Raw genomic sequence first — 26,203 nt, forward strand, 5'->3', positions numbered from 1 at the left:
AACCAAGCGTTCAACTAACCGAGGAGACGACATGACCGCCGCACTGACTCAGATTCCCGGCTTCGTCGCGGGCACGTGGGACATCGACCCGGTGCACTCGGACGTGGGCTTCACCGTCCGCCACATGGTGGTGAGCAAGGTGAAGGGACGGTTCGACGGGGTCAGCGGGCACATCGTCACGACCGAGGACCCGGCCGCCGCGAGCGTCGAGGTGGCCATCGACCTCAGCACGGTCAACACCTTCAACGAGCAGCGCGACGGGCACCTCAAGTCCGCAGACTTCTTCGACGTCGCCACCCACCCGGTGATGACTTACCGCGCCACCGGTGTGCGCGAGTCCGGCGACGGCTACGTGCTCGACGGCGAACTGACCCTCAAGGGCGTCGCCAAGGTCGTCCCGCTGCGGTTCGAGCTGAACGGCTTCGGCCCGGACCCCTACGGCGGCACCCGCGTCGGGTTCTCCGGCTCAGCCGAACTCAACCGCAAGGACTTCGGCGTCAACTTCGAGGGCGTGCAGAACGGCATCGCCGTGGTCGGCGACAAGATCTCCGTGCACATCGAACTGGAGGCGGTGCTGCGCCAGCCGGAGGCGTGACCTAGTCGGCCGAGGACCAGGCGTCGGCCAGCAGCGCGCGGGTCTCGCCCAGCAATTGGGGCAGGACCTTGGTGTGGCCGACCACCGGCATGAAGTTGGCGTCGCCGCCCCACCGGGGCACCAGGTGCTGGTGCAGGTGGGCGGCGATGCCCGCGCCCGCGACGACGCCCTGGTTCATGCCGATGTTGAACCCGTGCGGCGCCGCCACCCGCCGGGCGATCCGCATGGCGCGCTGGGTGAACACGGCCAACTCGACGGTCTCGTCGTCGGTCAGGTCCGTGTAGTCGGCGACGTGCCGGTAGGGCACGACCATGAGATGGCCGGGGTTGTACGGGTACAGGTTGAGCACCGCGTACACCAGCCGCCCCCGAGCGATGATCAGCGCGTCGGCGTCGTCGAGTTCGACCAGGCCGCAGAACGGGCACCCGGCCCGGTCGTCGCCCTCGGGTTTGCCCTCGCCGCGGATGTAGGCCATCCGGTGCGGTGTCCACAACCGCTGTAGGGCATCAGGAATCCCCACCCCGTCCTGGGCGACGAGTTCGGGCTCCTCGGAGCGCACGAAGGCGGCCATGGCCCCGATCCTAGTGGCCCCCTCCCCGCCCCGGACCGCCCATGGTCACCGGCCCGCGTCTCGCGCACCGCTGATCACCGCCCTGACCGGCCGCCTGGCGCGATAGGCGAGGGCGGCAGGGAATCGGAGGCCGGTGCCATGGGCTCGCTGAGTGCGGGAAGGCGGTCGGCACACTTACCGCGCTGTGGGCGGGCGGTGAGGCTGGAGGACTCGGGCCAGTCCCTCCGGGCAGGGGTCCGTCAAAGTCGATCAGCCCCCGCCCTGCGACCACCACAGTCAAGCCGAACAATCCCAGGTCGAGATACCCACGCGCGGACATGACCGGCGGACCATCCCTGTCCCATAGGGACAGACGGCGAACCGTGTCAACGAGCTCACCCGCCTACTCACGCACTAAGTCGCCGAGACACCGCAGTCGAGGTCCCAGCAGCCTCCTGACCTGCCAAACCCGACTTTGACGAAGCCCTGGTCCCTCCCGGCGGCCGGTGGCCACTCCGACGCGGGATGGCTGGCCGCGGGCCCTGGGAGTGTGGGCCCAGGACCCGCGGCGGGGGTGGACGGTTTAGTCGAGGGTGAAGGTCTCGGCGGTGGGAGAGGTGTTTTCCCGGCGCTGGATCCAGTGGTGGATGGCGTCCACGGCGCGGTCGACGGGGATGCCGTTCACCTGGGAGCCGTCGCGGAAGCGGAAGGAGACCGAGCCCGCTTCCACGTCCTTGGCGCCCGCCACCAGGAGGAAGGGGACCTTTTGCAGGGTGTGGTTGCGGATCTTCTTCTGCATCCGGTCGTCTGAGGTGTCCACGTCCACGCGGATGCCCTTGGCGCGCAGGGACTTCGCGATCTGCTGGAGGTGTTCGACGTGGTCTTCCGCGATGGGGATGCCGACCGCTTGGACTGGGGAGAGCCAGGCGGGGAAGGCGCCCGCGTAGTGCTCGGTGAGGACGCCGAAGAAGCGTTCGATGGAGCCGAACAGGGCGCGGTGGATCATGTACGGCTGCTGGCGGGAGCCGTCGCTGGCGGTGTATTCGAGGTTGAACAGGTCGGGTAGCTGGAAGTCGATCTGGATGGTCGACATCTGCCAGGTGCGGCCGAGGGCGTCCTTGGCCTGCACGGAGATCTTCGGCGCGTAGAACGCGGCCCCGCCGGGGTCGAGGACCAGTTCCAGGCCGCTGGACTCCGCCGCCTCGCGCAGGATGGCGGTGGCCTCGGCCCACTGCTCGTCGGTGCCGACGTACTTCTCGTCGTTGCGGGTGGACAGCTCCAGGTAGAAGTCGTCCAGGCCGTAGTCGCGCAGCAGGTCGAGCACGAAGGCCAGCAGCGAGCGGATCTCGGGCAGCAACTGCTCGCGGGTGACGTAGATGTGCGCGTCGTCCTGCGTCATGCCGCGGACCCGGGTGAGGCCGTGCACGACGCCGGACTTCTCGTACCGGTACACCGAGCCGAACTCGAACAGCCGCAGCGGCAGCTCGCGGTAGGAACGCCCGCGGGAGCGGTAGATCAGGTTGTGGAACGGGCAGTTCATCGGCTTGAGGTAGTAGTCCTGCCCTGGCTTGCGGACCGTGCCGTCGACGTTCAGCTCGGCGTCGAGGTGCATGCCGGGGAACATGCCGTCCTTGTACCACTCCAGGTGCTTGGAGGTCTCGAACAGCGCGCCCTTGGTGATGTGCGGCGAGTAGACGAACTCGTAGCCCGCCTCGACGTGCCTGCGCCGCGAGTAGTCCTCCAGCTCCTGCCGGATGATGCCGCCCTTGGGGTGGAACACCGCGAGGCCGGAGCCGATCTCGTCGGGGAAGCTGAACAGGTCGAGCTCAGCCCCGAGGCGGCGGTGGTCGCGCCGCTCGGCCTCCGCGATCTTCTCCAGGTGCGCGTCCAGCGCCTCCTGGGACTCCCACGCGGTGCCGTAGATGCGCTGGAGCTGCGGGTTCTTCTCGTTGCCGCGCCAGTACGCCGCCGCCACGCGGGTGAGCTTGAACGCCGGGATGTGCTTGGTGGTCGGCACGTGCGGCCCCCGGCACAGGTCGCCCCAGACCTGGTCGCCGCTGCGCGGGTCGAGGTTGTCGTAGACGGTCAGCTCGCCGCCGCCGACCTCCATGACCTCGCTGGTGTCGACGTCGCTCTTGATGTCGACCAGTTCGAGCTTGTACGGCTCGGCGGCCAACTCCTGCTTGGCTGCGTCGACGGACTCGACCACGCGCCGCGAGAACCGCTGCGCCCCCTTGATGATCTGCTTCATGCGCTTCTCCAGCGCCTGCAGGTCCTCAGGGGTGAACGGGCGCTCGACGTCGAAGTCGTAGTAGAAGCCGTCGCGGACCGGCGGCCCGATGCCGAGCTTGGCCTCGGGGAACTGCTGCTGCACCGCCTGGGCGAGCACGTGCGCGCAGGAGTGCCGGATCACCGAGCGGCCGTCCTCGGTGTCCGCGGCGACCGCTTCGACCGTGACATCGGAGTCCGGGGACCAGGACAGGTCGCGGAGCCTGCCATCGGGGTCGCGGACCACGACGATCGCGTCCGGGCCCTTGCCGGGCAGCCCGGCCTCGCGGACGGCCGCGCCCGCCGTAGTGCCCGCCCGCACCACCACGCTCGGGGCGGGTGCGAGGGCTGCGGGCTGCGGCTGGGACACGGTGACTCCTCGGGTGCGCTGGCGGTCACGACGGGTGTGACCTGGACACCAACGATGCTATCGAGCCGTCCGGACGGCTCGCTCCCCGGTTTCCCCGGCCTGTGGATAACTTCGGATCTTGAACTCGGAATCCGGCCGTGACCTGGAGTCAGGGGCCGAGCATGGCCCGCATACGGCCGATCTCGTCGGTCTGCTCGGCGATGACGTGGTCGGCCATCTCCTGGACCTTGACGTCCGCGCCGCCTTTCTGCACGGCGTTCGCCATGGCCACCGCGCCCTCGTGGTGCTTGATCATCAACCGCAGGAACGACCGGTCGAACTCGGCGCCGGTCGCCGCGCGCAACGCGGCCAACTCGTCCGGCGTCGCCATTCCCGGCATGTCCGCGTGGCCGCCGTGCCCGTTCTGGTCGGCCTTGGGTTTGCCGTTTCGCTCCAACCAGCCGTTCAGCATGTCCATCTCGACCCGTTGGGCGTCGAGAATGCGATCGGCCAGTCCCTTCAGCGCGGCGTCCTGAGCGCGGTCGGGCGCCAGTTCCGCCATGGTCAGCGCCTGCCCGTGGTGAACCACCATCATCTGGACGTACTCGACGTCCGCCTGATTGGGCGGGACTACCGGGACGCCGGAAGACGCTTCCTCCGCGGACAGGGTCTTGTTCGGCTCACCCGGCCTTCCCGGCTGCACGACAGGGTGCGACGGCGGGGCGGCCTCGTTCGCGCATCCGGCCACTCCGGCGGCGAACACGAGCACGACCGCACCGCAGGCAACCCGCAGCCAGGACATCCGGGGTGCTCCTCTCGTCAGCCGGATTTCCGAACCTACCGCGAGCGCGAGCCCGGCAACAGACTCCGTTCAACTGGTGAAAACGGGTAACTAAAGAGGGTGCTTGTTCCGCACCAGAATGGGCATACTGCGGTTTCGATCCACAAGAGGGGGTACCGAGCGTGCCAACATCCAGGCGTGGCCGACGGGCCACAGCGTCCGCCGCGGTCATCGCGGCGGCGGTCGTCGCCTCCGCGCTGGCGAGCGTGCCGTCCGCGTCCGCGCGGAACGCGTTCCCGGCCGCGGACGAGATCGTCAGCAGCCCCAACATCGTCCACCTCGCGAACATCCCGGCCACGGCTCCGCTGTCCGGCCCCGACTCCGTGGGCACCGACCTCGCGTTCACCGGCGACTACGCGATCGCCGGCAACTACCTCGGCTTCACGATCTACGACATCAGCAACCCCAAGAAGCCCGCGATCACCAGCCAGGTCTTGTGCCCCGGAGGGCAAAACGACGTGTCGGTAAGCGGGAACCTCTTGTTCCTCTCGACGGACTCCCGGCGCACCGACGACTCCTGCTCGTCTGCCAGTCAGCCCGACGGCGGCAAGCCGTACTGGGAGGGCATGAAGATCTTCGACATCAGCGACAAGAAGAACCCGCGCTACCTCAAGGCGATAGAGACCGCCTGCGGGTCGCACACGCACACGCTGGTGCCGGACCGACAGGGTAAGAACGTCTACCTGTACGTCTCCTCTTATGGCCCGGCAGACTCGATCGCGAACTGCACACCGCCGCACGACAAGATCTCGATCATCAAGGTGCCGCTGAAGAACCCGGCCGACGCGGCCGTCGTGGCGACCCCGAACCTGTTCCCGGACGGCGGCCACCCCGGCAAGCCGGGCAGCGTGGAGTCCGGCTACGTGACCGCGACCAGCGGCTGCCACGACATCACCGTGTACCCGCTGAAGAACCTCGCCGCGGGCGCGTGCATGGGCGACGGCGTGCTGATGGACATCTCCGACCGGGAGAAGCCCCGGGTGATCAACCGCGTGCAGGACGACGCGCACTTCGCGTTCTGGCACTCGGCGACGTTCAACAACGACGGCACCAAGGTCGTGTTCACCGACGAACTCGGCGGCGGCGGCGCGCCGACCTGCAACGCGGCCATCGGCCCGACCCGGGGCGCGGACGGCATCTACGACATCACCGGTCGCGGCGACGGGCGCAAACTGGAGTTCCGCGGCTTCTACAAGATCGACCGCCACCAGACCGACGACGAGAACTGCGTGGCGCACAACGGCTCGCTGCTGCCGATTCCCGGGCGGGACATCATGGTCCAGGCCTGGTACATGGGCGGCCTGCAGGTGATCGACTTCACCGACTCGAAGAAGCCCCAGGAGATCGGCTTCTTCGAGCGCGGGCCCGCCGCCGACCCGAACGAGGGCGGCGGCTCGTGGTCGGCGTACTACTACAACGGCCACATCTACTCGTCCGACCTGGGCAAGGGCTTCGACGTGCTCGCGATCAACGACCCACGCACCGACATCGCCAAGGCGTTCAAGTCGACCGAGTTGAACGCCCAGACCCAGACGCCGTTCGGGCGCTAGCCGAAGGCGGGGGCCCCGCGGGGCCCCCGCCTGTTCTCAGACCGTCTCGACGACCTGCTCGTACGCCAGTCGCGGGCTGCGCGCGAACCAGGCGTTCTCGCCGGGGTTGCCGATGTTGACCACCAGCAGCGACTTCTTCCGGCCGTCCGGGAAGAACTCCTGGTTCACCCCGTCCGCGTCGAACCCGCTCATCGGGCCAGCCGCGAGCCCGGCGGCCCGCACGCCGAGCACGAAGTACCCGACCTGCAGCAGCGCGTTGAACCGCGCCGTCTCGATCCGGCCTTCCTCGTCGGTGAAGAAGTCCTTCGCGTTGGGCACGTGCGGGAACTGCGTCGGCAGGTGCTCGTGGAAGTCCACGTCGGCGGCCAGGATCGCGGTCAGCGGCGCCGCGGCCGTCTTCGCCCGGTTGCCCTCCGACATGTGCTTGAGCAGCCGCTCCCGGCCCTCCGGCGAGCGCACCAGCAGCACCCGCAGCGGCTGGACGTTCATCGAGGTGGGCGCCCACTTCACCAGGTCGTAGATCGCCTGGATCCGCTCCTCGCTCACCGGCTCGTCGGAAAACGTGTTCGCCGTCCGCGCCTCCCGGAACAGCAGGTCCTGCGCCGCCTCGGCCAGCAGAAGATCCTGGGTGCCCTGCGCCACGCTCATCACACACTCCCCTGAGAAGTTCGCCGTCACTCCCCCACAACTTAGTTGAGCGCTTGACGATTCCCGTCCGAAGGTGGTTCGACTCACAAGAGGCGTGATTTGACCCGTTCCGGCCATGCGCCGCTGGTCGGTATGACACTCTGCTCACCCGGCCGGAGTGCGTCGACAGGGGACCAGGTGAAAACGCCCGAAGAGTGGCTGCGCGAGTTCGAGGGCAAGATCGCGGACGCGCAGGCGAAGGCCGCCGCGATCAAGGAGGGCCTGGAGAGCGCGGGCGCGAGCGCGTCCTCGGCCGACGGCGCGATCACCGTCGCGGTCGCCCCCAACGGCGCGCTGAGCGAGCTGCGGCTCACCGCCGCGGCGATGACGAAGTCGCCGCAAGCGCTGGCCGCGGAGATCATGGCCACCGCGCGCGCGGCGCAGCGGACCTCGGCGACGCACGTCGCGGAGACGTTCGCGGCCGTGGGCGGGGCCGGGTCGGAGACCTACAAGATGATCACCGAGTACCTGCCCCCCGACGACGAGCCCGAGCCGGAAACCGCCCGCGCCGAGCAGGCGCGCTTCGCGCCCCAGGCCGAGCCGGACGATCCGCCGCCCCCTCCCCCGGCCCGGCCCCGCCGCCCGGCGCGGCCCGTGCGGGACGACGACGACTTCAGTGACGAATCGATTTTCCGGGACTAAAGCGGGGGCTGGGCTGTGACCGAGTGGTACGAGGGCGCGGGGGCCGTCGAGAGCGTCGCCGGATTCGTCGACACGCTGGTGGCCGACTCCGAGGGCGAGGGCGTCGACGTCATCGACGCCACGCTCGGCGGGGTGGGGATGGTCGTGGACCTGGTGTCCTCGGCGGCCAACCCGCTGGCGGCGGTGTTCTCCGCCGGTGTCGGCTGGCTGATGGAGCACATCAGCTTCATCCGCGAGCCGCTGGACGCGCTGCTGGGCAACCCGGACGAGATCAACGCCAACACCGACCAGCTCAAGACCGCCGCCCTGGAAATGAAGATGATCGCCCAGGAGCACCGCGAGGACCTGGCGTCGGTTGGCGAGTCGTGGGAGGGCCAGTCCAGCGAGGCGTTCCGGGCGAACATGGAGCAGATGGCCGCCGAGTACGAGGCGCTGGGCAGCACCATGGACGGAACGGCGGCGATCTACGCCCTGTCCGGCGCGCTGGTCTGCGAGCTCCGGGCGATGATCTTCGACTGGATCTCCGAGTTCATCGGCGAACTGATCGCGGGCGCGCTGATCGCGGCAGCGGCGGCGGTGCCCACCTGCGGCGGCTCGGTCGCGACCTTCGCCGGGTACGCGGGCGTGCGCGCGTCGATGCTGGCCACCAAGATGGCCCGGCGGCTCGCCAAGCTGGTCCAGGCGATGACCCGGATGGGCGAGCGCATCGGCGACCTGACCAAGAAGATGTCCGGTTTGATCAAGGCGCTGGAGCGGTTCTCCGACTACGGCGACAAGGCCAAGACGGCTTACGACGCGGTCCAGCCCTACGAGATGCCCCAGAACTGACACGCGCTGCCCGCCGGGGCCGCCCGAAGGCGCGGGAAGCGCTGCCCGGGTCACGGCCGGATGGCGTGGTCCCGCTCGTCGACGGGGGTGCGGCCCGACTGGACCTGGTCGCGGCCGTTGTTCTTGGCGGCGAAGAGGCAGCCGTCGGCGGCGAGCAGGATGTCCTGGAGGGTCGGGCCGCTCTCGGGGTAGCGGGCGGCGCCGACCGAGACGGTCAGGTGGTCCACGACGAGGTGGTCGCCCGCCAACGACACCGGGACGTCGAGGTGGCGGACGAGGTCGCAGACGCGGTCGGCGATGCGGACGAGTTCGGCCCCGGACACGTCCGGGCAGAGGACCGCGAACTCCTCGCCGCCCCAGCGCCCCACCAGGTCGTGCCGTCGGACCGCCTTGGCCAGGGTCTGCGCCACGGCCTTGAGCACCTGGTCGCCGACGAGGTGGCCGTGCGTGTCGTTGATCTTCTTGAAGTGGTCCAGGTCGACCATGAGGACGCCCACGGTCCCGCCGTCGCGGGTGGCGCGGTCGAGTTCCCGGTTCGCGATGTTCGTCCAGCCCGCCGGGTTGGCCAGGCCGGTCTTGGGGTCGGTCGACGCGGCTTCCTCCAGTTGCCGCATCAGCACGCTGCGGTGCAGCACCAGCAGGGCGGGCACCATCAGCAGCACCCACGCCGGGTACAGCGTGAGCAGCAGCGCCCCGGTCGCGCCGAGGCCGAGGGTTCCGTACTCCAGCGCGTTCTCCCGCGTGGTTCCGAGCACGCGGCGAACGTCGAAGCCGCCATCGGACAAGACGATCGCGGCTTCCACCAAACCCGAGTTGACGATCGAATACGCCAAGATCGCCGCCAGGACGACCCCGACCGACCCGGGCTCACGCCACGCGCTCAGGTCGCTGGGCGTGAAGCCGAGCACGCGGCAGATCTCGCCCGACGCCGACGCGGCCAGGATCACGGTGCACGCGGAGTAGACGAGCCGGTAGGCGTGCACGCCCGCCACATGGGCCCAACTGCGCCAGAACAGGTGCTGGTAGAGCAGAACCACGACCAGGACCGTCAGCGGCGGCGGCAACAGCAGCGCCGCGGCGAGGGTCCACACGGAGGTGAGGTTGATGTGCGGGGTGTCGTCGAACCGCCGCCGGGCGCGTTCGACGTGCCGGGTGATCTCGCCGATCACCAGGCCCAGGCCCGCGACGCAGCCGAAGGTGACCAGCGCGGGACCGTCGACCTCGCTGTGCGCCACCATGATCACCGTGAGCACGGCGGTGATCCCCTCCACGGCGAGCAGGAAGACCGTCACCCTGCGCGGCAGCGCCCAGATCGCCCAGTGCGAGATCGCCCTCGACCGCCGCTCACCCTGCCGTCCACTCTGGACGAACTCGGTCCCGCCCTGGGGGCCGCGGTTTCCGCCGCGCGCCCGAAGCCACCCCAGGCGCCGCCGTTCTCGGCGCGATCGGGGCGGCGGGCATGGCGTTGCCGGGGTTCGCCGGGGCGGCGTTCCCGATCCGCTTCGCGGCGCCGCGCGCGGTGTGATCAGCGCTGGACCGGAGGCCTGCCCGCGGAACACGCCGCGCAGGAACGCGGGAACGCACGTCGCCACGTACGCGAGAGCGGTCCACGCCGCCGACAAGGTCTGCTGGAAAACCAGCACGGCAAGGGCGATCCGGGTCACGTGGTCACCGACAACCGACAGCACCTCGGCCCGCCGCCGCGTGCGGGACCCCTTGGTCGCGAGAACGTCCAGAAGGCGCGCTTGGCGCCCTGCCCACCGGCTCACCGTATGCCCCCCAGCATCGACACCGACGACGTTAGGACCGCGGGTGACCGGAACCGGCCGAATGGATCATGTTCACCCAGAAAGACGCAGAAGCCGTCACTCGCCGACGCTGGAAACCGATCACCGGGTGTCCGGGGGCCACTACGATCACCGGCATGGAGCCAGCGGGCGCCGCGACCGAAGCCGAGTCGCACCGGTACGGCCGCCGCTACGCCGTCGTCATGCGCACCGCGGCGATGGCCTGCGCGGGCGGCGCGGCGCTGGCGCAGGCTTCTCCCGCGCAGCGCCCGCTGGTCATGGCGGTCGTCGCCGGGCTCGGCGCGTGGAGCGTGGTCTACACCCGGCTGGGGGCCCGGGGGTGGGTGCTGCCCGCCGACACCGCGGTGGTCGTGCTGCTGTGCCTGACCCAGCGGTGGACCGTGCCGCCGGACTCGTTGGCCGACAGCACGAACTGGGTCCTCGCCGTCGTCTCGGTCACCGCGGTCGCGCACCAGTGGTTCACCACCACACCCGGCGCGGTGCTGCTGACCACGGCGGTCGTCGCGGCGTATCAGGCGGGCGTCGCGCCGGAGACCGGGTTCGTCCTCACTGGACTGTGGACCTTCGCCGAGGCGGGCCTGTCCCGGGTGCTGTTCCTGATGGTGCGGGCCGCCGCCCGGCGCGCCGACCAGGCCGTCGCGGCGGGTGAGCGGGCCCGGCGCGCGGCCGCGGTCGCGGCGGCCCGGCGCGCGGACGAGCGCGAGCACCTGGCGACCCTGCACGACACCGCGGCGGCGACCCTGCTCGCCGTCGGCGCGCGCATGGTGTCCGGGACCGAGCCGTGGCTCGCCGCGAGGGCCGCCCGGGACCTGGAAATCCTCTCCGCGCGGCCGGAAATACCCGACGGCGCCACGGATCTGGTGCGGCTGCTCGGCGACGTGGCGCGGCACGCCGCGGTGGCGGTCGACCTGCGCTCGCCGCCGACCATGCCCGCGCCCGCGCCGCAGGCCGCGGCGATCGCCGCGGCGGCAAGGGAAGCGTTGGCCAACGTGGCCCGGCACGCCGGGGTCGACCGCGCGGAACTGGTCGTGGCAGGCGCGGGCGGCCTGATCACCGTCGAGGTCGCCGACCGGGGCCGGGGGTTCGCGCCGGAGACGGTGCCGCCGCACCGGCGCGGGGTGTCCGGATCGATCGCGGAGCGCATGGCGCGCGTCGGCGGGCGGGCGATCGTGACGAGCGCTCCCGGCGCGGGCGCCCGGGTCCGCCTTGAGCTGCCGGGCCCTGTCGCGAAGCACCGGCACCCGCCAGCCGCGCCGGACGGCACGGCCACGACGCCCAAGCACGACACCGGTATGCGCGGCGTCGCGGCCGCAACGCCAGGAACCGGCCCGCACCGGCATTTCGAGACCGGGCCCTGATGGCTGAGCCGAGTCGGGACCTCATGGCGGGCAACCTCCGCCGCGGGCTGCGGCTGGCGACGTTGGCGATCACGGTCGTCACCCTGTTCTGCTTCGCCCTTCCGCTGCTGCTGGCGAACTCGCGGACCTATCGCAGCCTGCCCCAGGAGGTGCTCGCGTTCGCGATCCTGACCGCGGTCGCGGTCGCGGCGGGCGTCCAGGTCCTGCGGGACCGTGGGCTCGGAAAACCGCGCTGGATCTTGCTGGCGGCGGTGTTCACCGCGTCTGTCCTCGCCACCACGGGCATTCCGGCGGCCGAGCTGATGTCGGAAGCGGAGTGGTCCTACGGCGTGATCGGCTGGTTCGTGCTGCTGGTGCTGGCCGACCACAGCGCGGCGGCGACGGTGGCGTCCCTCGCCGCGCACACGGCGGGCAGCTTCGCGCAGCTGATCCTGGTCGGGCAGCACCACGAGGTCGCCGACCTGGTCGTGGTCACCGCCGTCGTGCTCGGCTGCGAGCTGCCGGTCCTGGCCGCAGCCATGGCCTCGCGCCGCCTCACCGCCACCGCCGCCGCCGCGGCCGAGCGCGCGGAGCGGGTGCGGACCGCGGAGGCCATCGCCGAGCACCTGCACGCCGACCGCCGGTCCCGGTACGCCGACCTCGCCACCACGGCCGTGCCGCTGCTGACCGACCTGACGACCGGCTCGGCGGACCTGGCCGACCCGGGCGTGCGCGCCGCCTACGCCGTGGCCGCGGCCCGGCTGCGCAGGCTGTTCGCCGAGCACGACGAGGTGGACGACCCGCTGCTGCATGAACTGCGGGCATGTCTGGATCTGGCGGAACGCAAAGGGGTCTCGGTCTATCTCGGCGCCTGCGGGGACTACCCGACCCCGCCGCTGCCGGTGCGCCGCGCGCTGACCGAACCGGCGTTGCGGACCCTGGCCACAGCCGCAACCGAGGCGCGGGTGACGGTGCTCGGGTCGCCGACCGGTGTGACGGTGAGCGTGCTGGCCGACGCCTGCCCCGCCGAGGGGAACGACCCGGAACCCGCTGCCGTCAACGAAAGGGCAGCGAACGACAGCGCAGTGAACGACAGCGCAGCGAACGACAGCACGGTGACCGTGACCCGGCTCGTGGACGGGTCCAGAGTCTGGATGGAGGCCACGTGGCGGCCGCGGGAGTGACCACGGTGGTGCTGGTCGACGACCACCCGGCGATCATCGCCGGGGTCGAGGCCTGGTGCGCCAAGGCCGATCCGCCGGTCGAGGTCGTCGACTCCGGGGCGACCCCGGCGGCCGCCTGGACCGGACCCGGCCTGGCCGCCGACGTCGTGGTGTTCGACCTGCAGCTGTCCGGGCAGGTCCCGGCCTTCTCCGACCTGCGCAGGCTGGTCGACGCGGGCCGCCAGGTGATCGTGTACACCATGCGCGAGGACCGCGACGCCATCCTCACCTGCCTCGACATCGGCGCGTTCGCCTACCTGGCCAAGACCGAGGGCCCGGGGCACCTGGTGCACGCCATCCACGCCGCCCGGCAGCACCTGCCCTACACGCCGCCGTCCATGGCGCGCGCCATCACCACCGACAACCGGCCCGACCGGCCGCGCCCGACGCCGCGGGAGATCGACGTGCTGGTCAACTGGTTCGCCTGCGAGTCCAAGGAAATGGTGGCCCGCAAACTCGGCCTGTCCGTGCGCACGGTGAACAGCTACATCGACCGGGTCCGCATCCGCTACGCCAACGCGGGCCGCCCCGCCTCGACCAAGGCGGCACTGGTGGCCCGCGCGATCCAGGACGGCCTGGTGCGGCTGGACGAGCTGTAGCGACTGCGGGTCGAACGACCGCCCCGAGGAACCCGGGTTTCTCCCTAGCCTGTTGGGCGAAATGGGGCGCGCCGCCGAACGCGCCCCACCACCGCGCGGCTTCCGGCGGCCATCAGTCCACAGTGGACCTACTGATCCGGGGGCAGGAAACGGATGTGCGGTGTTCCCCGGTCGTCCAGCGGCGTGATCACGCACCGCACGCCGTAGACCTCGCGCACCAGGTCGGCGGTGAGCACGGTGGCGGGCGCGCCAGCGGCGACGACCCGGCCAGCGGCGAGCACGAGCAGGTCGTCGCAGTAGGCCGCGGCCAGGTTGAGGTCGTGCAGGGCGACGACCGCGGTGACCGGGAGGCGGCGGACCAGGGCGAGCAGGTCGAGTTGGTGGGCGATGTCCAGGTGGTTGGTCGGCTCGTCCAGCAGCAGCTCGCGCGGCTCCTGGGCCAGGGCGCGGGCGAGTTGGGCGCGCTGGCGTTCGCCGCCGGAGAGGCTGTGCCAGCGCCGCCGCGCCAGGTGCGCCATGCCCGTCCGGTCCAGGGCTTGGGCGACCACCGCGTGGTCCGGCTCGGACAGCGCGCCCCAGCCGCCGCGGTGCGGGACGCGGCCCAGCGCGACGACCTCGGCGACGGTCAGGTCCACCTCGGTGCTCACCTGCTGCTCGACCAGCGCGACGCGGCGGGCGAACCCACGGCGGCCGCGAGCGGCGCTGCCGGTGACGGTCACGCCGTCGAGCAGGACCGCGCCGCCGGTGGGCTTGCGCAGCCCGGCGAGCAGGCGCAGCAGCGAGGACTTCCCCGAGCCGTTCGGGCCGAGCAGGCCCAGCGTCGAGCCGGGTTCGACGCGGACGCTCACCCGGTCGACGATGACTCTGCCGTCCGCCGACCAGGTCACGTCCTGGGCGCGCAGGCTCATACCGCCGCCCGCCTTCTGGCCAGCAGGACGGCGAACGCGGGCACGCCGACCAGCGCGGTGACCACGCCCGCCGGGACCTCCAGCGGCGCGGCCGCTGTCCTGGCGAGGGTGTCCACCCACACCAGCAGCAGCGCGCCGAGCAGCGCGGTCACCGGGAGCGCGGCGCGGTGCCCCGGCCCCACCAGCAGCCGCGCCGCGTGCGGCAGGACCAGCCCGACGAACCCGATCGCGCCCGCGACGGCGACCAGCGTCGCGGTCAGCAGCGCCGTCACGCCCAGCAGCGTGGCCCGCAGCGGCCGCACCGCCACCCCCAGCGACGCGGCCGCGTCGGCGCCGAAGGCGAACGCGTCCAGGTCGTTCGCCCGCGCCAGGCACACCGCGATCGCCACCGCGCACACCGCGGCGGCCACGCCCACGTCGCCCCAGCGCGCCCGGGACAACGAGCCGAGCAGCCAGAACAGCACGCCGCGGGTCTGCTCGGCGTCCGCGGAGGTGATCACCACGTAGGAGGTGACCGCGCTGAACAGCTGGGTGGCCGCGACGCCCGCGAGCACCACCCGGCCCGGCCCGCCGCCAGCGACCGCCGCCAGCGCCACGACCACGCCGAAGGCCACGGCGGCGCCGAGAAACGCCCCCGCGGTCAGGCCCAGCGTCCCGACACCGAGGCCGAGCACGACGACCGCGACCGCGCCGGTGGACGCCCCAGCGGAGATGCCGAGCAGGAACGGGTCGGCGAGCGGGTTGCGCAGCACCGACTGCAACACCGCGCCGCACACCGCCAGGCCCGCGCCGCACACCGCGGCCAGCAGGGTCCGCGGCAGCCGCAGGTCCCACACGATGCCCTGGGCGATCCGGGACAGCCCGGTGTCGCCGAACCCGAGCCGGGCGCGCACGACCTCGGCGACGTCGCCGGGCGAGAGGTCCGCAGGCCCGATGGCGGTGGCCACCGCGAGCGAGGCGATCAGCGCCGGAATCCCCACGGCCAGCAGGACTCCGGCTCTCACGGGGCGCCGTGGAGCCGGACCAGGGTGTCGGCCAGCTTCTCGATGCCGTCGACCGTGCTGATGGTGATGTTCAGCTCGGTGCCGCGCATCGGCAGCCACCGGGTGGCCTGGACCGCGCCGAGCTGGCGCACCGCGGGATCGGCGGTGAGGAAGTCCACTTTGGACTTCATGCTCTGGCCGGGGCCTTCCCGGGTCAGGTCGGCGAGGACGATGAGGTCGGGGTCCCTGCGCAGCACGTCCTCCCAGCTCACCTGCGGCCACAGCGAGGCGACGTCGGCATAGGCGTTGCGGATGCCCAACGCGCGCGCCATGATCGCGGGCGAGCCGGTGGACCCGGCCATATACGGGGATTCGGTCTGTCCGAACCAGAACACCGCCGAGAAGTCCGCCTGCAGCTTCAGCGCCGCGACGCGTTCCTGGGCGCGGGCGACCCGCTCCCGCAACCGCGCCACCAACGCGTCGCCGCGCTCCGGAACACCGAAAATCCGCGCCACGTCAAGGACTTCGCGGTAGATGTCGGCCAGCTCGACCGGCTTGTCGAGCACCGCGGACTCGGGCAGGCAACTGGTCGGCGAGAGATATGTCGGGACACCCAACTCCTGGAACCGGTCCCGGGTCGCGACCCGTTCGTCGGTGAACATCGCGTGGTAGAGCCCGATCACGAAATCCGGCTCCACAGTCAGCACGCTCTCCAGCGACGGCGTGCCGTCCGCCAGCCGCGGCACCCGGGCGTTCGCCTCGGCGAGGTCGGCGCGCACCGGCTCGGTCCAGGTCGCGCTGCCCGCGATCCGGTCGGCCAGGCCCAGCGCCAGCAGCAGTTCGGTGGACCCCTGGTTGAGGCTCACCGCCCGCCGGGGCGGTTGTTCGACGGCGGTCTGGCGACCGCAGTTGTCCAGCACCACCCCCGCGGGAGCGCCGCGGTGGTCGGCGGCGGTCGACCCGCACCCGGTGAGAACCATGAGGGAGGCAAGACAGGCAAGCGGCAACCGGGCACGACGCGACATCGTTGTCCTTCACCTGGGCTCATGCGCGAAGCCCATACGAGGTGGTCCGGTGCCGCACCCAGTGCGCGGACCGGGAGCCAGCAGGTGTTCGGGCTCAAGTGGTCGCGGGGCTTCGTGGGCACTGGTCCACAAAGCACTGTTCCGCTTGTCACTCCTACCGCTGCGCGTCAGCCCCGGCTTCCGACCGGATTCCCTGACCCATCGCTGGGCACGACTGGCTCCCGGGCACTGTAGCGACCCCGTCCGCCGAACGCGGTGTGGTCTTCGTCGCTGTTGCTTCTGCTTGAGCTGGCTTCTATGAGGGCTGGGGTGTGTTGGTCTGCTCTACCCGGCTGGTACCTGGCAGGGCCGAGTACGGCTTTGTGTGGGGGGCGGGTGTGCTGTCCCGCGCCCATCGAGCACTTGGCGGGCGCTGGTGCGGCCTGGCAGGGGGCGGGTGTTCTTTCGCCCTATCGAGCAGCTGACAGGGCAAGGCTTGGGTGGCCGTTCCTTGCTTCTCCCGGGCACTTGGCGGGGGCAGGTCTGGTTCGCGAGGTGGCTTGTCGGCTGGGGGGTGGTTTGGGTTGGTAACCGGCTGCCACCATCTCCCCACGGGGCGAACGGCGGTGGTCCCGGCGCGCTATCGGTGGTTGTGCTCGGTCCCGGGTACGGTGGTTCTCCGGCACCGGCTCATCTGGCAACCGTCACGCGCTCGTGCTGTTGGAGTCGGCAGGCGTGGAAGGGCGTAGGCGGGTTGATCGATGGATGACGGGAGAGATCCGGAGCTGCGGCTGCGGGTGCTGGAGGCGGTCACCGACAGCTCGCTGCGGGAACTGGATCTCGATGAGCTCTTCGCGGCGATGCTCGCGCGGGTGCGCGATCTGTTCGCCGTCGACACCGTGACCGTTCTGTTGATCGACCCGCGTGGTGAGCAGCTGGTGGCCAGGGCGACCTCCGGACTGGAGGCCGAGGTCTTCCAGGGGGTCCGGGTGCCGGTGGGGGCCGGGTTCGCCGGGCGGGTGGCGCTGCGACGGGAGCCGGTGCGGATCGAGCACGTGGACCCGTCGACCGTCGTCAATCCGCTGCTGTGGGAGCGGGGGCTGCGGGTCCTGCTGGGGGTGCCGATGGTCGCCCAGGGCGACCTGGTCGGGGTGCTGCATGTGGGCAGCACCACGGTCCGCCGGTTCACCGACGAGGAGACCGACCTGCTGCAGCTGGTCGCCGACCGGCTCGCGCTGGCCGCGCACATGCACCGGTCGCGGTCGGAGCGGGCGGCGACCGCCATGCTGCAGGACAGCCTGCTGCCCGGGCTCCTGCCCGCCACCCCGGACTGGGAGCTGGCCGCCCGCTACGTCCTCGGCGCGGACACCGGCGTCGGCGGCGACTGGTACGACGTGTTCGACCTGCCCGACAAGCGCGTCGGCCTGGTGATCGGCGACGTCGCGGGCAGCGGCCTGTCCGCCGCGATCGTCATGGGGCGACTGCGCAGCGCGCTGCGCGCCTATGCCCTGGAGTCCGCCGACCCCGCCGAGGTGCTCAACAAACTCGACCGCAAGGCCAGCCACTTCGAGGGCCACACCATGGCCACCGTGGGTTACGCGATCATCGACCGGGTGACCGGCCGGATGGACCTCGCCTCGGCGGGCCACCTCCCGCCCGTCATCGCCGTCCCCGGGCGGGAGGCCGCGTTCGTCGACACCCCGCTCGGCCCGCCGATCGGCTTCGGCCTGGCCCTCACCGGCCGCAGAAGCGCCAGCGTCGAGGTGCCGCCGGGCGCGGTGGTCGTCCTCTACACCGACGGCCTGGTCGAGCGGCGCAAGCTGGACCTGGACAGCAGGCTGGAGAGGCTCCGCCAGGTCGTCACCCCAGCCCCGGCCGAGGCGACCTGCGTCCGGATCATGTCCGCCCTGGTCGGCGACCAGCCCGGCACCGACGACATCACCCTGCTCGCGATCAGGCACATGCCCGCCCGCGAGGACCCGCCCCACCACGAGCCAGCGAGCCGGTGAACCGGAGCCCCGGCGGCGTCAGCGCCGCGCGCGGGTCGCGCGCACCAGGTCGGCCGCCGCGTCCGCCCAGCGCGGGAAGTCGAACGCGAACCCGGCGTCCAGGAGCCGTCCCGGGACGACCCGGCGGCTCTTGAGCAGCAGCTCGGTGTCCGAGCGCAGCGCGAACGCGCCGATCTCGGCCATCCACTTCGTCGCGGGCAGCCCCACCGGCATCCGCCACGCCCGGCGCAGGGTCCGGACGAATTCCCGCTGCGGAACGGGCCCGGGCGCGGCCAGGTTGACCGGCCCGCGCAGGTCGTCTCGGGCCAGGAGGAAGTCCACGGCCCGGAGGAAGTCGCCGCCGTGGATCCAGGAGACGTACTGCCGCCCGCCCGCCACCGGCCCGCCCAGCCCGAGCCGGGCCATCCAGGACAGGACGTCGAACACACTCCCCCGGTCCGGGCTCATCACCATCGCGGTCCGCAGCGCGACCTTCCGCGTCGCGGGCGTCGGCGCCTGTTCCTGGGCCGACTCCCACCGCTTGGCGATCTCGACGCTGAACGCCCAGTACCCCGGCACGCCCGCCTCGGCACCGCCGACGACCCCGGTGGCCTCGTCGTTGGCCGCGTCGTGCCGGTGGGCGTAGATGGTCGCGGTGCTCATCTGCAGCCACACCCGCGGCGGCGCGGCGGCCGCGGCGATCGCGTCGCCGACGACCCGTGCGGAGTCGACCCGGGAGTCCATCATCTCCCGCAGGTTCTCCTCGGTGTACCGGCAGCTCACGCTCCGTCCGGCGAGGTTGACCACCGCGTCGGCACCGTCGATCTCGGCCGCCCACGGGCCGAGCGCGCGCCCGTCCCACCGCACGCGGCGGACCCCGTCCCCGCGACCGCCCCCGTCCTGCCTGCTCAGCACGACGACCTCGTGCCCGGCCGCGGCCAGCGCCCGCCCGAGAAACCCGCCGACGTTCCCGGTGCCACCGGGCAGCACGATCTTCATAGAACCCCCTTGGGGCCACGCTACCGCCGATCGGGACGCCGCCACCGACATCACGCCGGAGGGGTTGGTCACTGGCTGTCGGACTCGCCGGGCTCGCGCCCGCCCAGTCCAGTCTCAGCATGGACTCGGTCATCCCATGCCCGAGCTCAACCGGCTCGGCGAGTTCACCGGGCCGGAGTTCGACGTCTGGTTCCTCCGGCTGATGATCCGCCACCACCGGGGCACGCTCACCGTGGCCGAGGCCGCCACCCGGCACGCCGCGCATCCCCAGGTCCGCGACACCGCCGCGGTCATGGTCGCCGAACAACAGCGCGAGATCGGCGCCATGACCGCTTCGCTGACCGGGCTCGGAGCCGAAACATGTTGTCCCGGTGATGACGTTTACCCGGTTAATACGTGCGTGTGACACCAATTCCGTGGCGAAACAGCCAGCCCGTGGGTTTCACCCTGTTCGCCCCCGGTCCGCGGATTCTGGAGATCTATCTCGGCGTCGACCCGGCCGCGTGGGGTGGCGGGGTGGCGGGTCGCCTGCTTCGCGGCGCGGAGGACCACGCCCGGGAGATCGGTCGCGACACGCTCGAACTGTGGGTGATCAACGACAACGAGCGCGCTGTCGGTGTCTACGAAAAAGCGGGCTGGGTCGGCACCGGAGAGACGCAGCGGAACCCGTCTTCGGGACGACTCGAACGGCGCTTCCGCAAGCACATTGGCTAGGCGCTGACCCCCTCTCGATTCCGCCGGGCCCGGCGCTCATGCCGCGGTGAGCCGCCGCAGGAACCACCGGGTCAGGATGTCGTCCACCGCCTTGGCCGCGGGAGACTGCGGCGCCGGTTCCAGGCCGGGTTCCTCGGCCAGCGGGTGCGGCAAGTCCGGCACGGTCGTCACTTCGACATCGTCCGGGTGCGGGTACCGCTCGCGTAGGGCGTCGACCAGCGCGGTCGCGTCCGTCCGGAACGCGGGGTAGTCGAGTTCGCCGCTGACGAGCAGCAGCGGCGGTCGCGCCGGGACACCTGCGGCGACGCGGGCGACGAAGTCCAGGTCGTCCGCGGTCGCGCGGGACTCGGCGGTCCACGGGTATGGCTGTCCGAACCCGGCCTCGATGACCTCGACAGCCGAGCGCATCCGCACAGCCGGGTTGACCAGGGCGACCGCCTTGAGCGGAACCCGCCCCGTGGTCAGCACCTCCAGCGCCACGGCCCCGCCGAGCGAACCGCCGAGGACGCTGACCGGCCCGTCGTCAACCGGCAACCGGTCGCGCAGAGCGGCCAGCGCGGCCGGGAACTCATCGGCCGCCTGGCGGAGGAACGGGGCCAGGTACGCCATCAGCGGGTCCGCGCGGATGAGGTCGACGACGGCGTCGACGCGGCCGTCGGCCATCCGCGCCCCGCACATCGGCATACCCAGGTGCACCCGCCAGGCGGGCACCCTGGCCATGGGCAGCGCGGCCGCGAAGGCCGCGTCGGTGCGGGGCGCGTCCAGCATGTGCCAGGTCACGATCAGCGGCGCGGGGCCTGCGGCCACGCCTGCCGGTGGCAGCGCCGTGAACGGCACACCCGCTGCGGACCCGGTGATGGTTTCCATTGGCTCCCCCACGTTTTCCTGGACTCCCAGGCCACTGTAGACAGCGGGACGGGCCGCGAACCTGTTTTCCGCCAACGGCGAAACGCTCGCCATGTGGCTATGGCGTTGACGCGGGGCCTGCGGCGACCAGGGCTCCCCGATGACGTCGAGCGGGCGCACGACCGAGCACACCATCCCGCCGAAGTTCGCGCGCCGCGGGACACCGGCGGCGGTCCCCACCCGGCTATTCGTCCTGATCCACCGGAAGGCGCGGGCAGGCCCTTCTTCCGGGCGCTGCCCGCGCACGTGCGCCCGCGCCGCTACGCCGGTTCGACGGGGACCCACAGTTCGCAGGTCGCGGTGCTGAAGTCGGCTGCCCGGTCGAGGAACGCGACGATCTCGGGACCCGGCCGCAGCCGCCACGGGTTGGCCGGGAACCACTCGCTCGCGGTCGCGGCCCAGGTCTCCTGGAGGGCTTGCGGATATGGGCCCGCCGTGCGGAAGACCGCCCACCTGCCCTCCGGCACCTCGATGGCGTCGAGGTCGTCGGGGACCGGTGTGTCCCCGGTGACGGCGACGCCGTGCAGGTAGGTCAGTTCGCTGCCCTCGGCGCGGTCGGAATCGATGTCGTCGCAGACTTGCAGCAGGCCTCCCGGCTCGGTGTTGGCGAGAGCCTTGAGCCGCGGGTGTTCCTCCTGCGGCAGCGCGGCGATGTGCCGCTCGATGTGCGGGTTGGCGCCCAGGTAGATGAGCGGGACCCGGGCCGCGTGGCCGATGAGCCGGAACGCGGGGCGGTCGACAATGCGGGTGTCCATGGGGTTGCTCCCTTCGACGGTCAGGCGGAACCTGATGCGTGGTTGTGTCCGAAGGGGACCTCCGTCCCGGCGCGCGTCACCCGGGCCGACACCGTGGACCGCCCGGAACGCGCGGCCGAACGCCTCGGTCGAGCCATACCCGTGCCGGACGGCGATGGTCAGCAGGTCGTCCTGCCCCCGAACGACATCGCCCGCGGCGACGGTCATCCGCCGCCGCCGCACATAGTCCGACAACGGCATACCCGCCAGCGACGAGAACATCCGGCGCAGGTGGTACTCGGTCGTGCCTGCCATCCTGGCCAGTTCCTCGACGTCGAACTCCGCGCCAAGGTGCCCCTCGACAAAGTCGACAAGCCGGTTGAGTGCCGAGATCATGAGGTCTCCTTCCACCACCAACCCTGGCCGAAGGAACCCCCACCGCACCCGACCGTTCCGGTCCGATCCGATCGCGCGCCTTTTCCGGTGGCGCCCGTGCCCGGCTGTCGCACCATATAGACGTCGATCGGGTCTTGAGCGCACACAGTGAACCCGTGGCGCTCGTACAGCCGCTGTGCGTTGCTGCCGCGCAGGACATTCAGCCGGGCGAGCACGCCGTCGGTGTCGATTCGCCTCAGCAGCGTCCGCAGCACTGCCGAGCCAAGCCCCCGGCCCTGGAGTTCCGGGACCAGATAGAAGTGCTCCAGCCACCGCCCGTCCTCGGCCGGGCGCACGGCGACACAGCCCCCGAAGTCCCCATTCACCACGACGACCGATGTGTGCCGCGGGGTAAAGGAGTCCCGAAACCGCTGCCGGACCCGATGCTCGTCAAACCGCCCCAACCGCAGCAGATCCGGGCGCAGGACCGTCGCCCGCAACTCGGCGATCGGCTCGACGTCCGCGGGCCGGGCCGAGCGCAGAACCCATTCCCCGAGACGGCGGGCCGCCTGTCCCGACCGCGTCTCGCCTTGGCCCGCGTCCATAGGTCGGAGTATCCCAGCGGCCGCTTGCCCGAGAGCGCTCACCGGTGATTCCCCGAGGTGCTGGGCGCCAGAAACGCCAGCATCGCCGCGACGACGGCGACGCCTGCCGTGGCGGTGAGCGCGGTGTTGTGGCCGTGGACCAGGGCGTCGGGGTGCCCGCCGGTGGTGGCCGTGTCCGCGATGGTCGTCAGGGCGGCCAGTCCCACGGCCGCCCCGATGTGGCGTGCCGTGTTCAGCAGGCCGGAGGCGAGGCCCGCGAGTTCGGGCTCGACGCCGGTCGTGACGAAGGCGGCCAACGGGCGAATGGGACTCCTTGGTCAGCGCCATCGCCGCGAGTGAACACCCCGCGTCGACCAGAGCGCCGACTCGATCGCCATCATGACCGGTGACCGCGACCGCCGATTCACCGAAGGGCTCACCTCGGTCCTCACCGGAAAACTCCAGGACACACCGCCGAAGCCGTGAATCGCCCCGGCGGGCCCGTCGTTTCCGGCCATGCTGGAAGCGCCGCGCCGGTCAGCGCGACGTGAATAGAGTCCCGGGACGGGCGCGGCCCGCCCCGGGTCGCCAGGACCTACTTGGATTTGCGGGTCTTGGGCTTGTGCGCCTCTTCGAAGGCCTCGATGATCGTGGCGGGGATACGGCCGCGCTCGGAGATGTCGTAGTCGTTCTGGCGGGCCCAGTCGCGGATGGCCTTGGTCTGCTCTTTGCTGCGGGCGTCCGGATTGGGGGCCGGGGTGTGCGCGGCGCGCTTGATCCGGCCGCCGACGCGGCGGGCGGCCGCGGTGAAGTCGTCCAGGGTCTTGCGGAGGAGTTCGGCGTTGGCCGCGGTCAGGTCGATCTCGTACTGGGCGCCGTCGAGGCCGAAGCTGACCGTGCTGATGTCGTCGCTGACGCTGCCGTCGAGGTCGTCGACGAGTTCGACGATCGTGCGCTGTGCCATGTCTCCTCATTTTCCTTTGGCGGTGGGAGGCCGCCGAACTCCCGCTTTCGACGACCGATGGCGGGACAGTACCCAGTGCGGTGGAAAGAGACAAGCCAATGAGAATCCCCGCCGTTTTCGTGTCGGCGTCCCGCCGGGTTTCCGTCGCCCTTCCGAGTGACGCCCAGTCCATGCCAGTTCACGGCGTTCGGCGCTTGTTATCCGGCGGGACCTGAGACATTCATGGACCGGTGACGCGTATCGGGCGTCCTGGTGAACGCGGGAGCGGGGTGAACGCTATCGCCGCGGCACAACACCGGGAGTTCGCATTGTCGGTCGCGCACAGCATCCCGCCGCCAGGCGACGAAACCGACCGCCCGCGCATCGCGGAAAGAGGGGCCGTGGCCACGTGCGCCACGGCCCCTCCGGCGAGCGGGGTCAGGAGGCGGGCATCATGACCTTGTCGATGACGAAGACGGTGGCGTTGGCGGTGGGGATGTTGCCGCAGAGCACCTTGGCGCCGTTGACGGTGATGTCGTCGCCCGCGCCCTCGACCTTGAGGGCGCCGCCCTGGACGGTGGGCAGGCTCGCGGCGGACACGATGCCGTCCTTGTCCATGCGCTGCGGCACGACGTGGAAGGTCAGGATGCTGGTCAGCTTCGCCTTGTCCGCGAGCACGGCGTTCAGCGCGTCCTGGCCCAGCGCCTCGAAAGCCGGGTCGTAGGGCGCGAAGACCGTGTACTTCGCGTCGGTCTTGTTCAGCGTGTCGACCAGGCCAGCGGCCTTGACGGCGGCGACAAGCTTGGTGAGCAGCGGGTTGTTGCCCGCCGCCGTGGCCACCGGGTCGTCGACCATGCCGTCTAGCGAGCCCTCGGTGTCCTTGGGCAGGCTGGCGCAGCCCGCGCCGAAGACATCGCCGGTGGTGGTGACGCCGTCGCCCATCGCCGCGGTGGTGGTCGTCGCGGTCGTGGTCGTGGGCGCCGCCGCTGCGGTGGTGGTCGAGGCGGCCTGCTCGCCGCCGCCGCAGGCGGCGACGGAGATCAGGGCCGCGGTGATGCCGCCGAACGCGGACACGAGCCGGGTGGTGCGCATGGAGTTCGCTCCTTTGTGGACGAATGCCGGGAACTGTGCTTCCGGGCTTGTCATGGGTGATTCGTCGCCGCCGCCGCGGCGGATTGGGTGATTCCCGAGAAAACCTCGGTCATTTCCGGGCGGTGAAAGCGATCGTGTGCCACCCGCTGGCGCCGTCGGGGATCGGTTCGGCTCGGTCGCTGGTCTGGGTGTGGCCGGTGCGGTCGGTGGCCCGGACCTCAAGCGTGTGCTGTCCCGCGGCGAGGTCGAACTCCGCGCGCCACATGCGCCAGGTGTCGATGTTCACTTCCGTGCTCAACGTGGCGGGGCGCCAGGGACCGCCGTCGAGACGAACCTCCACCCGGTCGATTCCCCGGCGCTGCGCCCACGCCACCCCCGCCGCGACGAACCTGCCCGCGGGCACCTGCTCGAAGGCCCGGGGACGGTCGACGCGGGACATGGTCTTGATCGGGGCTCGGCGTGCCCAGTCGCGTTTGACCCAGTAGGCGTCGAAGTCGGCGAACGTGGTGAGTTCCGCGTCGACCAGCCACTTGGTGGCCGAGACGTACCCGTACAGGCCCGGCACCACCATGCGCACCGGGAAGCCGTGCTCGATGGGCAGCGGCTCGCCGTTCATGCCGATGGCCAGCAGCGCGCCGCTGCCGGGCCGCATGATGTCCTCGACCGGGGTCCCGCAGGTCCAGCCGTCCACACTGCCGGTCGCCAACTGGTCGGCGCCGGGCCGGATGCCCGCCTCGGCGAGGATGTCGGGCAGGGACACGCCGATGAAGTCGGCGGTCGAGATATACGGCCCACCGACCTCATTGGACACGCAGCACAGGCTGATCGTCTTTTCCACCAACGGCTTGCTCAGCAGGTCGTCGTAGGTGAGCACCAGCTCGCGGTCGACCATGCCGTGGACGCGCAGGCGCCAGTCCCGCGCGGGCAGCCGGGGCACCGACAGCGCGGTGTCCACCCGGTAGAACTCGGCGTTCGGGGTGATGAAGGCGGGGGTGCCGTCGCCGACGAAGTCCGCGCCCGCCGGAATGGGCGGCGCGGGCGTGCCAGGCCGGAGCCGGATCGCACCGCGGGACGCCGCCACGTCGGCTCCGCCGCCGATGACGGTCCCGGCGACAGCGGCCGCGCCCGCGCCCGCGGCGGCCGCGGTGGAGGTGACCAGGAACCGACGGCGGCCCAGGCCGGGGACGGGCCAGTCAACCGGGCGAACCTGGGCGTCCGGCTCGGCGGTGAGCCGAGGCGCGCGGGTGTGCAGCCACCGGAAGACGGCGACGCCGACGAGCAGGCTGGCCGACGGCGGGATCACCGCGAGCGGGCCGAGGGTGGGCCGGGCGAGCACCGCGGCGATCCCGAGCACGCCGAGCGCGGCCGCCAGGACCATGCCCGGCAGCGGGCCGCGCCGGGACAGCAGCCCCGCGATCACCGCCGCCGCGGCGATGACGACGGCCATGCCCGCCAGCAGGACGGCTTTGTCGTTCTCGCCGAACGCGCGGATCGCGAAGTCCTTCACCGGGTGCGGCGTGAGGTCGATCGCGGTGTTGCCGACCGCCAGCAGCGGCGAGGCGAACGGGTCGATGAGCGCGGCGGCGAGGTGCCCGGCGGCCAGTGCCGCCGCCACCGCGACGATGCCGACGGCGGCGGCGGCCCACCGCGGCAGCCGCCGCGCCTCGGGATCGGTTTTCTGCCTGGGTGCGGTCAC

General features: G+C 71.5%; 26 protein-coding genes and 1 riboswitch. Of the genes, 10 read left to right on the plus strand and 16 right to left on the minus strand.

The features are described from left to right. Positions 1-31 precede the first annotated feature (31 nt). Positions 32-595: a YceI family protein gene (locus BLS56_RS05065; protein ID WP_091448536.1), complete on the plus strand. Its 564-nt coding sequence runs from the start codon at positions 32-34 to the stop codon at positions 593-595. A 1-nt stretch (position 596) separates the two neighbouring features. Here the strand turns inward: BLS56_RS05065 and BLS56_RS05070 are convergent, their stop codons facing one another. The 3 genes from BLS56_RS05070 to BLS56_RS05080 form a co-directional block, all read right to left on the minus strand. Beyond that, positions 597-1,166 carry an HIT family protein gene (locus tag BLS56_RS05070; RefSeq protein ID WP_091448538.1) on the minus strand — a complete coding sequence of 190 codons (570 nt, stop codon included), beginning with the start codon at positions 1,164-1,166 and terminating at the stop codon, positions 597-599. A gap of 562 nt (positions 1,167-1,728) precedes the next feature. Beyond that, a complete protein-coding gene (thrS, locus tag BLS56_RS05075; protein WP_407640486.1) occupies positions 1,729-3,741 on the minus strand; it encodes a threonine--tRNA ligase in 2,013 nt (670 codons plus the stop codon). Positions 3,742-3,931: 190 nt separating this feature from the next. After that, the gene (locus tag BLS56_RS05080) at positions 3,932-4,564 is read right to left on the minus strand and encodes a DUF305 domain-containing protein (protein ID WP_091448541.1); all 633 of its coding nucleotides are present in this window, start codon (positions 4,562-4,564) and stop codon (positions 3,932-3,934) included. 161 nt (positions 4,565-4,725) lie between these two features. Between BLS56_RS05080 and BLS56_RS05085 the strand changes: the two genes are divergently transcribed. Continuing rightward, a complete protein-coding gene (locus BLS56_RS05085; protein ID WP_091448543.1) occupies positions 4,726-6,153 on the plus strand; it encodes an LVIVD repeat-containing protein in 1,428 nt (475 codons plus the stop codon). Positions 6,154-6,189: 36 nt separating this feature from the next. On the opposite strand, the gene BLS56_RS05090 is transcribed toward BLS56_RS05085, so the two are convergent. After that, positions 6,190-6,804, minus strand: a complete 615-nt coding sequence (locus BLS56_RS05090; protein WP_407640475.1) for a malonic semialdehyde reductase — start codon at positions 6,802-6,804, stop codon at positions 6,190-6,192. Positions 6,805-6,978: 174 nt separating this feature from the next. Here BLS56_RS05090 and BLS56_RS05095 point away from each other — a divergent pair, with 174 nt between their 5' ends. Beyond that, positions 6,979-7,482, plus strand: a complete 504-nt coding sequence (locus BLS56_RS05095; protein ID WP_175482662.1) for a YbaB/EbfC family nucleoid-associated protein — start codon at positions 6,979-6,981, stop codon at positions 7,480-7,482. A 15-nt stretch (positions 7,483-7,497) separates the two neighbouring features. Next, on the plus strand, positions 7,498-8,310 hold the full coding sequence (locus BLS56_RS05100) for a WXG100 family type VII secretion target (protein ID WP_091448549.1): 813 nt from the start codon (positions 7,498-7,500) through the stop codon (positions 8,308-8,310). Positions 8,311-8,360: 50 nt separating this feature from the next. Here BLS56_RS05100 and BLS56_RS05105 read toward each other — a convergent pair whose 3' ends face one another. Next, on the minus strand, positions 8,361-9,974 hold the full coding sequence (locus BLS56_RS05105; protein ID WP_139190516.1) for a GGDEF domain-containing protein: 1,614 nt from the start codon (positions 9,972-9,974) through the stop codon (positions 8,361-8,363). A gap of 260 nt (positions 9,975-10,234) precedes the next feature. Here BLS56_RS05105 and BLS56_RS05110 point away from each other — a divergent pair, with 260 nt between their 5' ends. From BLS56_RS05110 to BLS56_RS05120, 3 genes are read left to right on the plus strand one after another with little or no spacing between them, the layout of a single operon-like run. Beyond that, positions 10,235-11,476 (plus strand): sensor histidine kinase, encoded by a 1,242-nt coding sequence (locus BLS56_RS05110; protein ID WP_091448553.1) that lies wholly within the window; start codon positions 10,235-10,237, stop codon positions 11,474-11,476. Further along, positions 11,476-12,639, plus strand: a complete 1,164-nt coding sequence (locus BLS56_RS05115; protein WP_091448555.1) for a hypothetical protein — start codon at positions 11,476-11,478, stop codon at positions 12,637-12,639. The genes BLS56_RS05110 and BLS56_RS05115 overlap by 1 nt, the downstream gene beginning before the upstream one ends. Beyond that, a complete protein-coding gene (locus tag BLS56_RS05120) occupies positions 12,621-13,277 on the plus strand; it encodes a response regulator transcription factor (RefSeq protein WP_175482663.1) in 657 nt (218 codons plus the stop codon). The genes BLS56_RS05115 and BLS56_RS05120 overlap by 19 nt, the downstream gene beginning before the upstream one ends. A 128-nt stretch (positions 13,278-13,405) precedes the next feature. Here BLS56_RS05120 and BLS56_RS05125 read toward each other — a convergent pair whose 3' ends face one another. From BLS56_RS05125 to BLS56_RS05135, 3 genes are read right to left on the minus strand one after another with little or no spacing between them, the layout of a single operon-like run. Beyond that, entirely contained in the window at positions 13,406-14,185 is a 780-nt protein-coding gene (locus BLS56_RS05125) for an ABC transporter ATP-binding protein (RefSeq protein WP_091448556.1), read from the minus strand. Continuing rightward, positions 14,182-15,189 carry a FecCD family ABC transporter permease gene (locus BLS56_RS05130; protein WP_228771358.1) on the minus strand — a complete coding sequence of 336 codons (1,008 nt, stop codon included), beginning with the start codon at positions 15,187-15,189 and terminating at the stop codon, positions 14,182-14,184. Before BLS56_RS05130 ends, BLS56_RS05125 begins: the two co-directional genes overlap by 4 nt. After that, positions 15,186-16,193, minus strand: coding sequence for an ABC transporter substrate-binding protein (locus BLS56_RS05135; RefSeq protein WP_091448559.1), 1,008 nt, complete (start codon positions 16,191-16,193; stop codon positions 15,186-15,188). The genes BLS56_RS05130 and BLS56_RS05135 overlap by 4 nt, the downstream gene beginning before the upstream one ends. A 62-nt stretch (positions 16,194-16,255) precedes the next feature. Continuing rightward, positions 16,256-16,427, minus strand: a riboswitch (cobalamin riboswitch). 506 nt (positions 16,428-16,933) lie between these two features. On the opposite strand from BLS56_RS05135, the gene BLS56_RS05140 reads away from it, so the two are divergent. Next, entirely contained in the window at positions 16,934-18,181 is a 1,248-nt protein-coding gene (locus BLS56_RS05140; RefSeq protein WP_091448561.1) for a PP2C family protein-serine/threonine phosphatase, read from the plus strand. Between the two features lie 18 nt (positions 18,182-18,199). Here BLS56_RS05140 and BLS56_RS05145 read toward each other — a convergent pair whose 3' ends face one another. Then, a complete protein-coding gene (locus tag BLS56_RS05145; RefSeq protein WP_091448563.1) occupies positions 18,200-19,159 on the minus strand; it encodes an epimerase in 960 nt (319 codons plus the stop codon). A 136-nt stretch (positions 19,160-19,295) separates the two neighbouring features. Here BLS56_RS05145 and BLS56_RS05150 point away from each other — a divergent pair, with 136 nt between their 5' ends. Next, a complete protein-coding gene (locus BLS56_RS05150; protein ID WP_091448564.1) occupies positions 19,296-19,565 on the plus strand; it encodes a DUF305 domain-containing protein in 270 nt (89 codons plus the stop codon). Further along, on the plus strand, positions 19,562-19,873 hold the full coding sequence (locus BLS56_RS05155) for a GNAT family N-acetyltransferase (RefSeq protein WP_407640476.1): 312 nt from the start codon (positions 19,562-19,564) through the stop codon (positions 19,871-19,873). The genes BLS56_RS05150 and BLS56_RS05155 overlap by 4 nt, the downstream gene beginning before the upstream one ends. 36 nt (positions 19,874-19,909) lie before the next feature. Here the strand turns inward: BLS56_RS05155 and BLS56_RS05160 are convergent, their stop codons facing one another. The 7 genes from BLS56_RS05160 to BLS56_RS05190 form a co-directional block, all read right to left on the minus strand. Beyond that, positions 19,910-20,740: an alpha/beta hydrolase family protein gene (locus BLS56_RS05160; protein WP_091448569.1), complete on the minus strand. Its 831-nt coding sequence runs from the start codon at positions 20,738-20,740 to the stop codon at positions 19,910-19,912. 299 nt (positions 20,741-21,039) lie between these two features. Further along, positions 21,040-21,909, minus strand: a complete 870-nt coding sequence (locus tag BLS56_RS05165; protein ID WP_091448571.1) for an AraC family transcriptional regulator — start codon at positions 21,907-21,909, stop codon at positions 21,040-21,042. After that, positions 21,906-22,493 carry a GNAT family N-acetyltransferase gene (locus tag BLS56_RS05170; RefSeq protein WP_091448821.1) on the minus strand — a complete coding sequence of 196 codons (588 nt, stop codon included), beginning with the start codon at positions 22,491-22,493 and terminating at the stop codon, positions 21,906-21,908. The genes BLS56_RS05165 and BLS56_RS05170 overlap by 4 nt, the downstream gene beginning before the upstream one ends. A 38-nt stretch (positions 22,494-22,531) precedes the next feature. Continuing rightward, the gene (locus tag BLS56_RS05175; RefSeq protein WP_091448573.1) at positions 22,532-22,789 is read right to left on the minus strand and encodes an MFS transporter; all 258 of its coding nucleotides are present in this window, start codon (positions 22,787-22,789) and stop codon (positions 22,532-22,534) included. 278 nt (positions 22,790-23,067) lie between these two features. Then, the gene (locus BLS56_RS05180) at positions 23,068-23,436 is read right to left on the minus strand and encodes a histone-like nucleoid-structuring protein Lsr2 (RefSeq protein ID WP_091448576.1); all 369 of its coding nucleotides are present in this window, start codon (positions 23,434-23,436) and stop codon (positions 23,068-23,070) included. Positions 23,437-23,853: 417 nt separating this feature from the next. Beyond that, on the minus strand, positions 23,854-24,507 hold the full coding sequence (locus tag BLS56_RS05185; RefSeq protein ID WP_091448577.1) for a fasciclin domain-containing protein: 654 nt from the start codon (positions 24,505-24,507) through the stop codon (positions 23,854-23,856). A 109-nt stretch (positions 24,508-24,616) separates the two neighbouring features. Further along, positions 24,617-26,203: a molybdopterin-dependent oxidoreductase gene (locus tag BLS56_RS05190; protein ID WP_228771359.1), complete on the minus strand. Its 1,587-nt coding sequence runs from the start codon at positions 26,201-26,203 to the stop codon at positions 24,617-24,619.

Origin of the sequence: Actinokineospora iranica (assembly GCF_900101685.1) — a bacterium.
Taxonomy (GTDB): Bacteria; Actinomycetota; Actinomycetes; order Mycobacteriales; family Pseudonocardiaceae; genus Actinokineospora; species Actinokineospora iranica.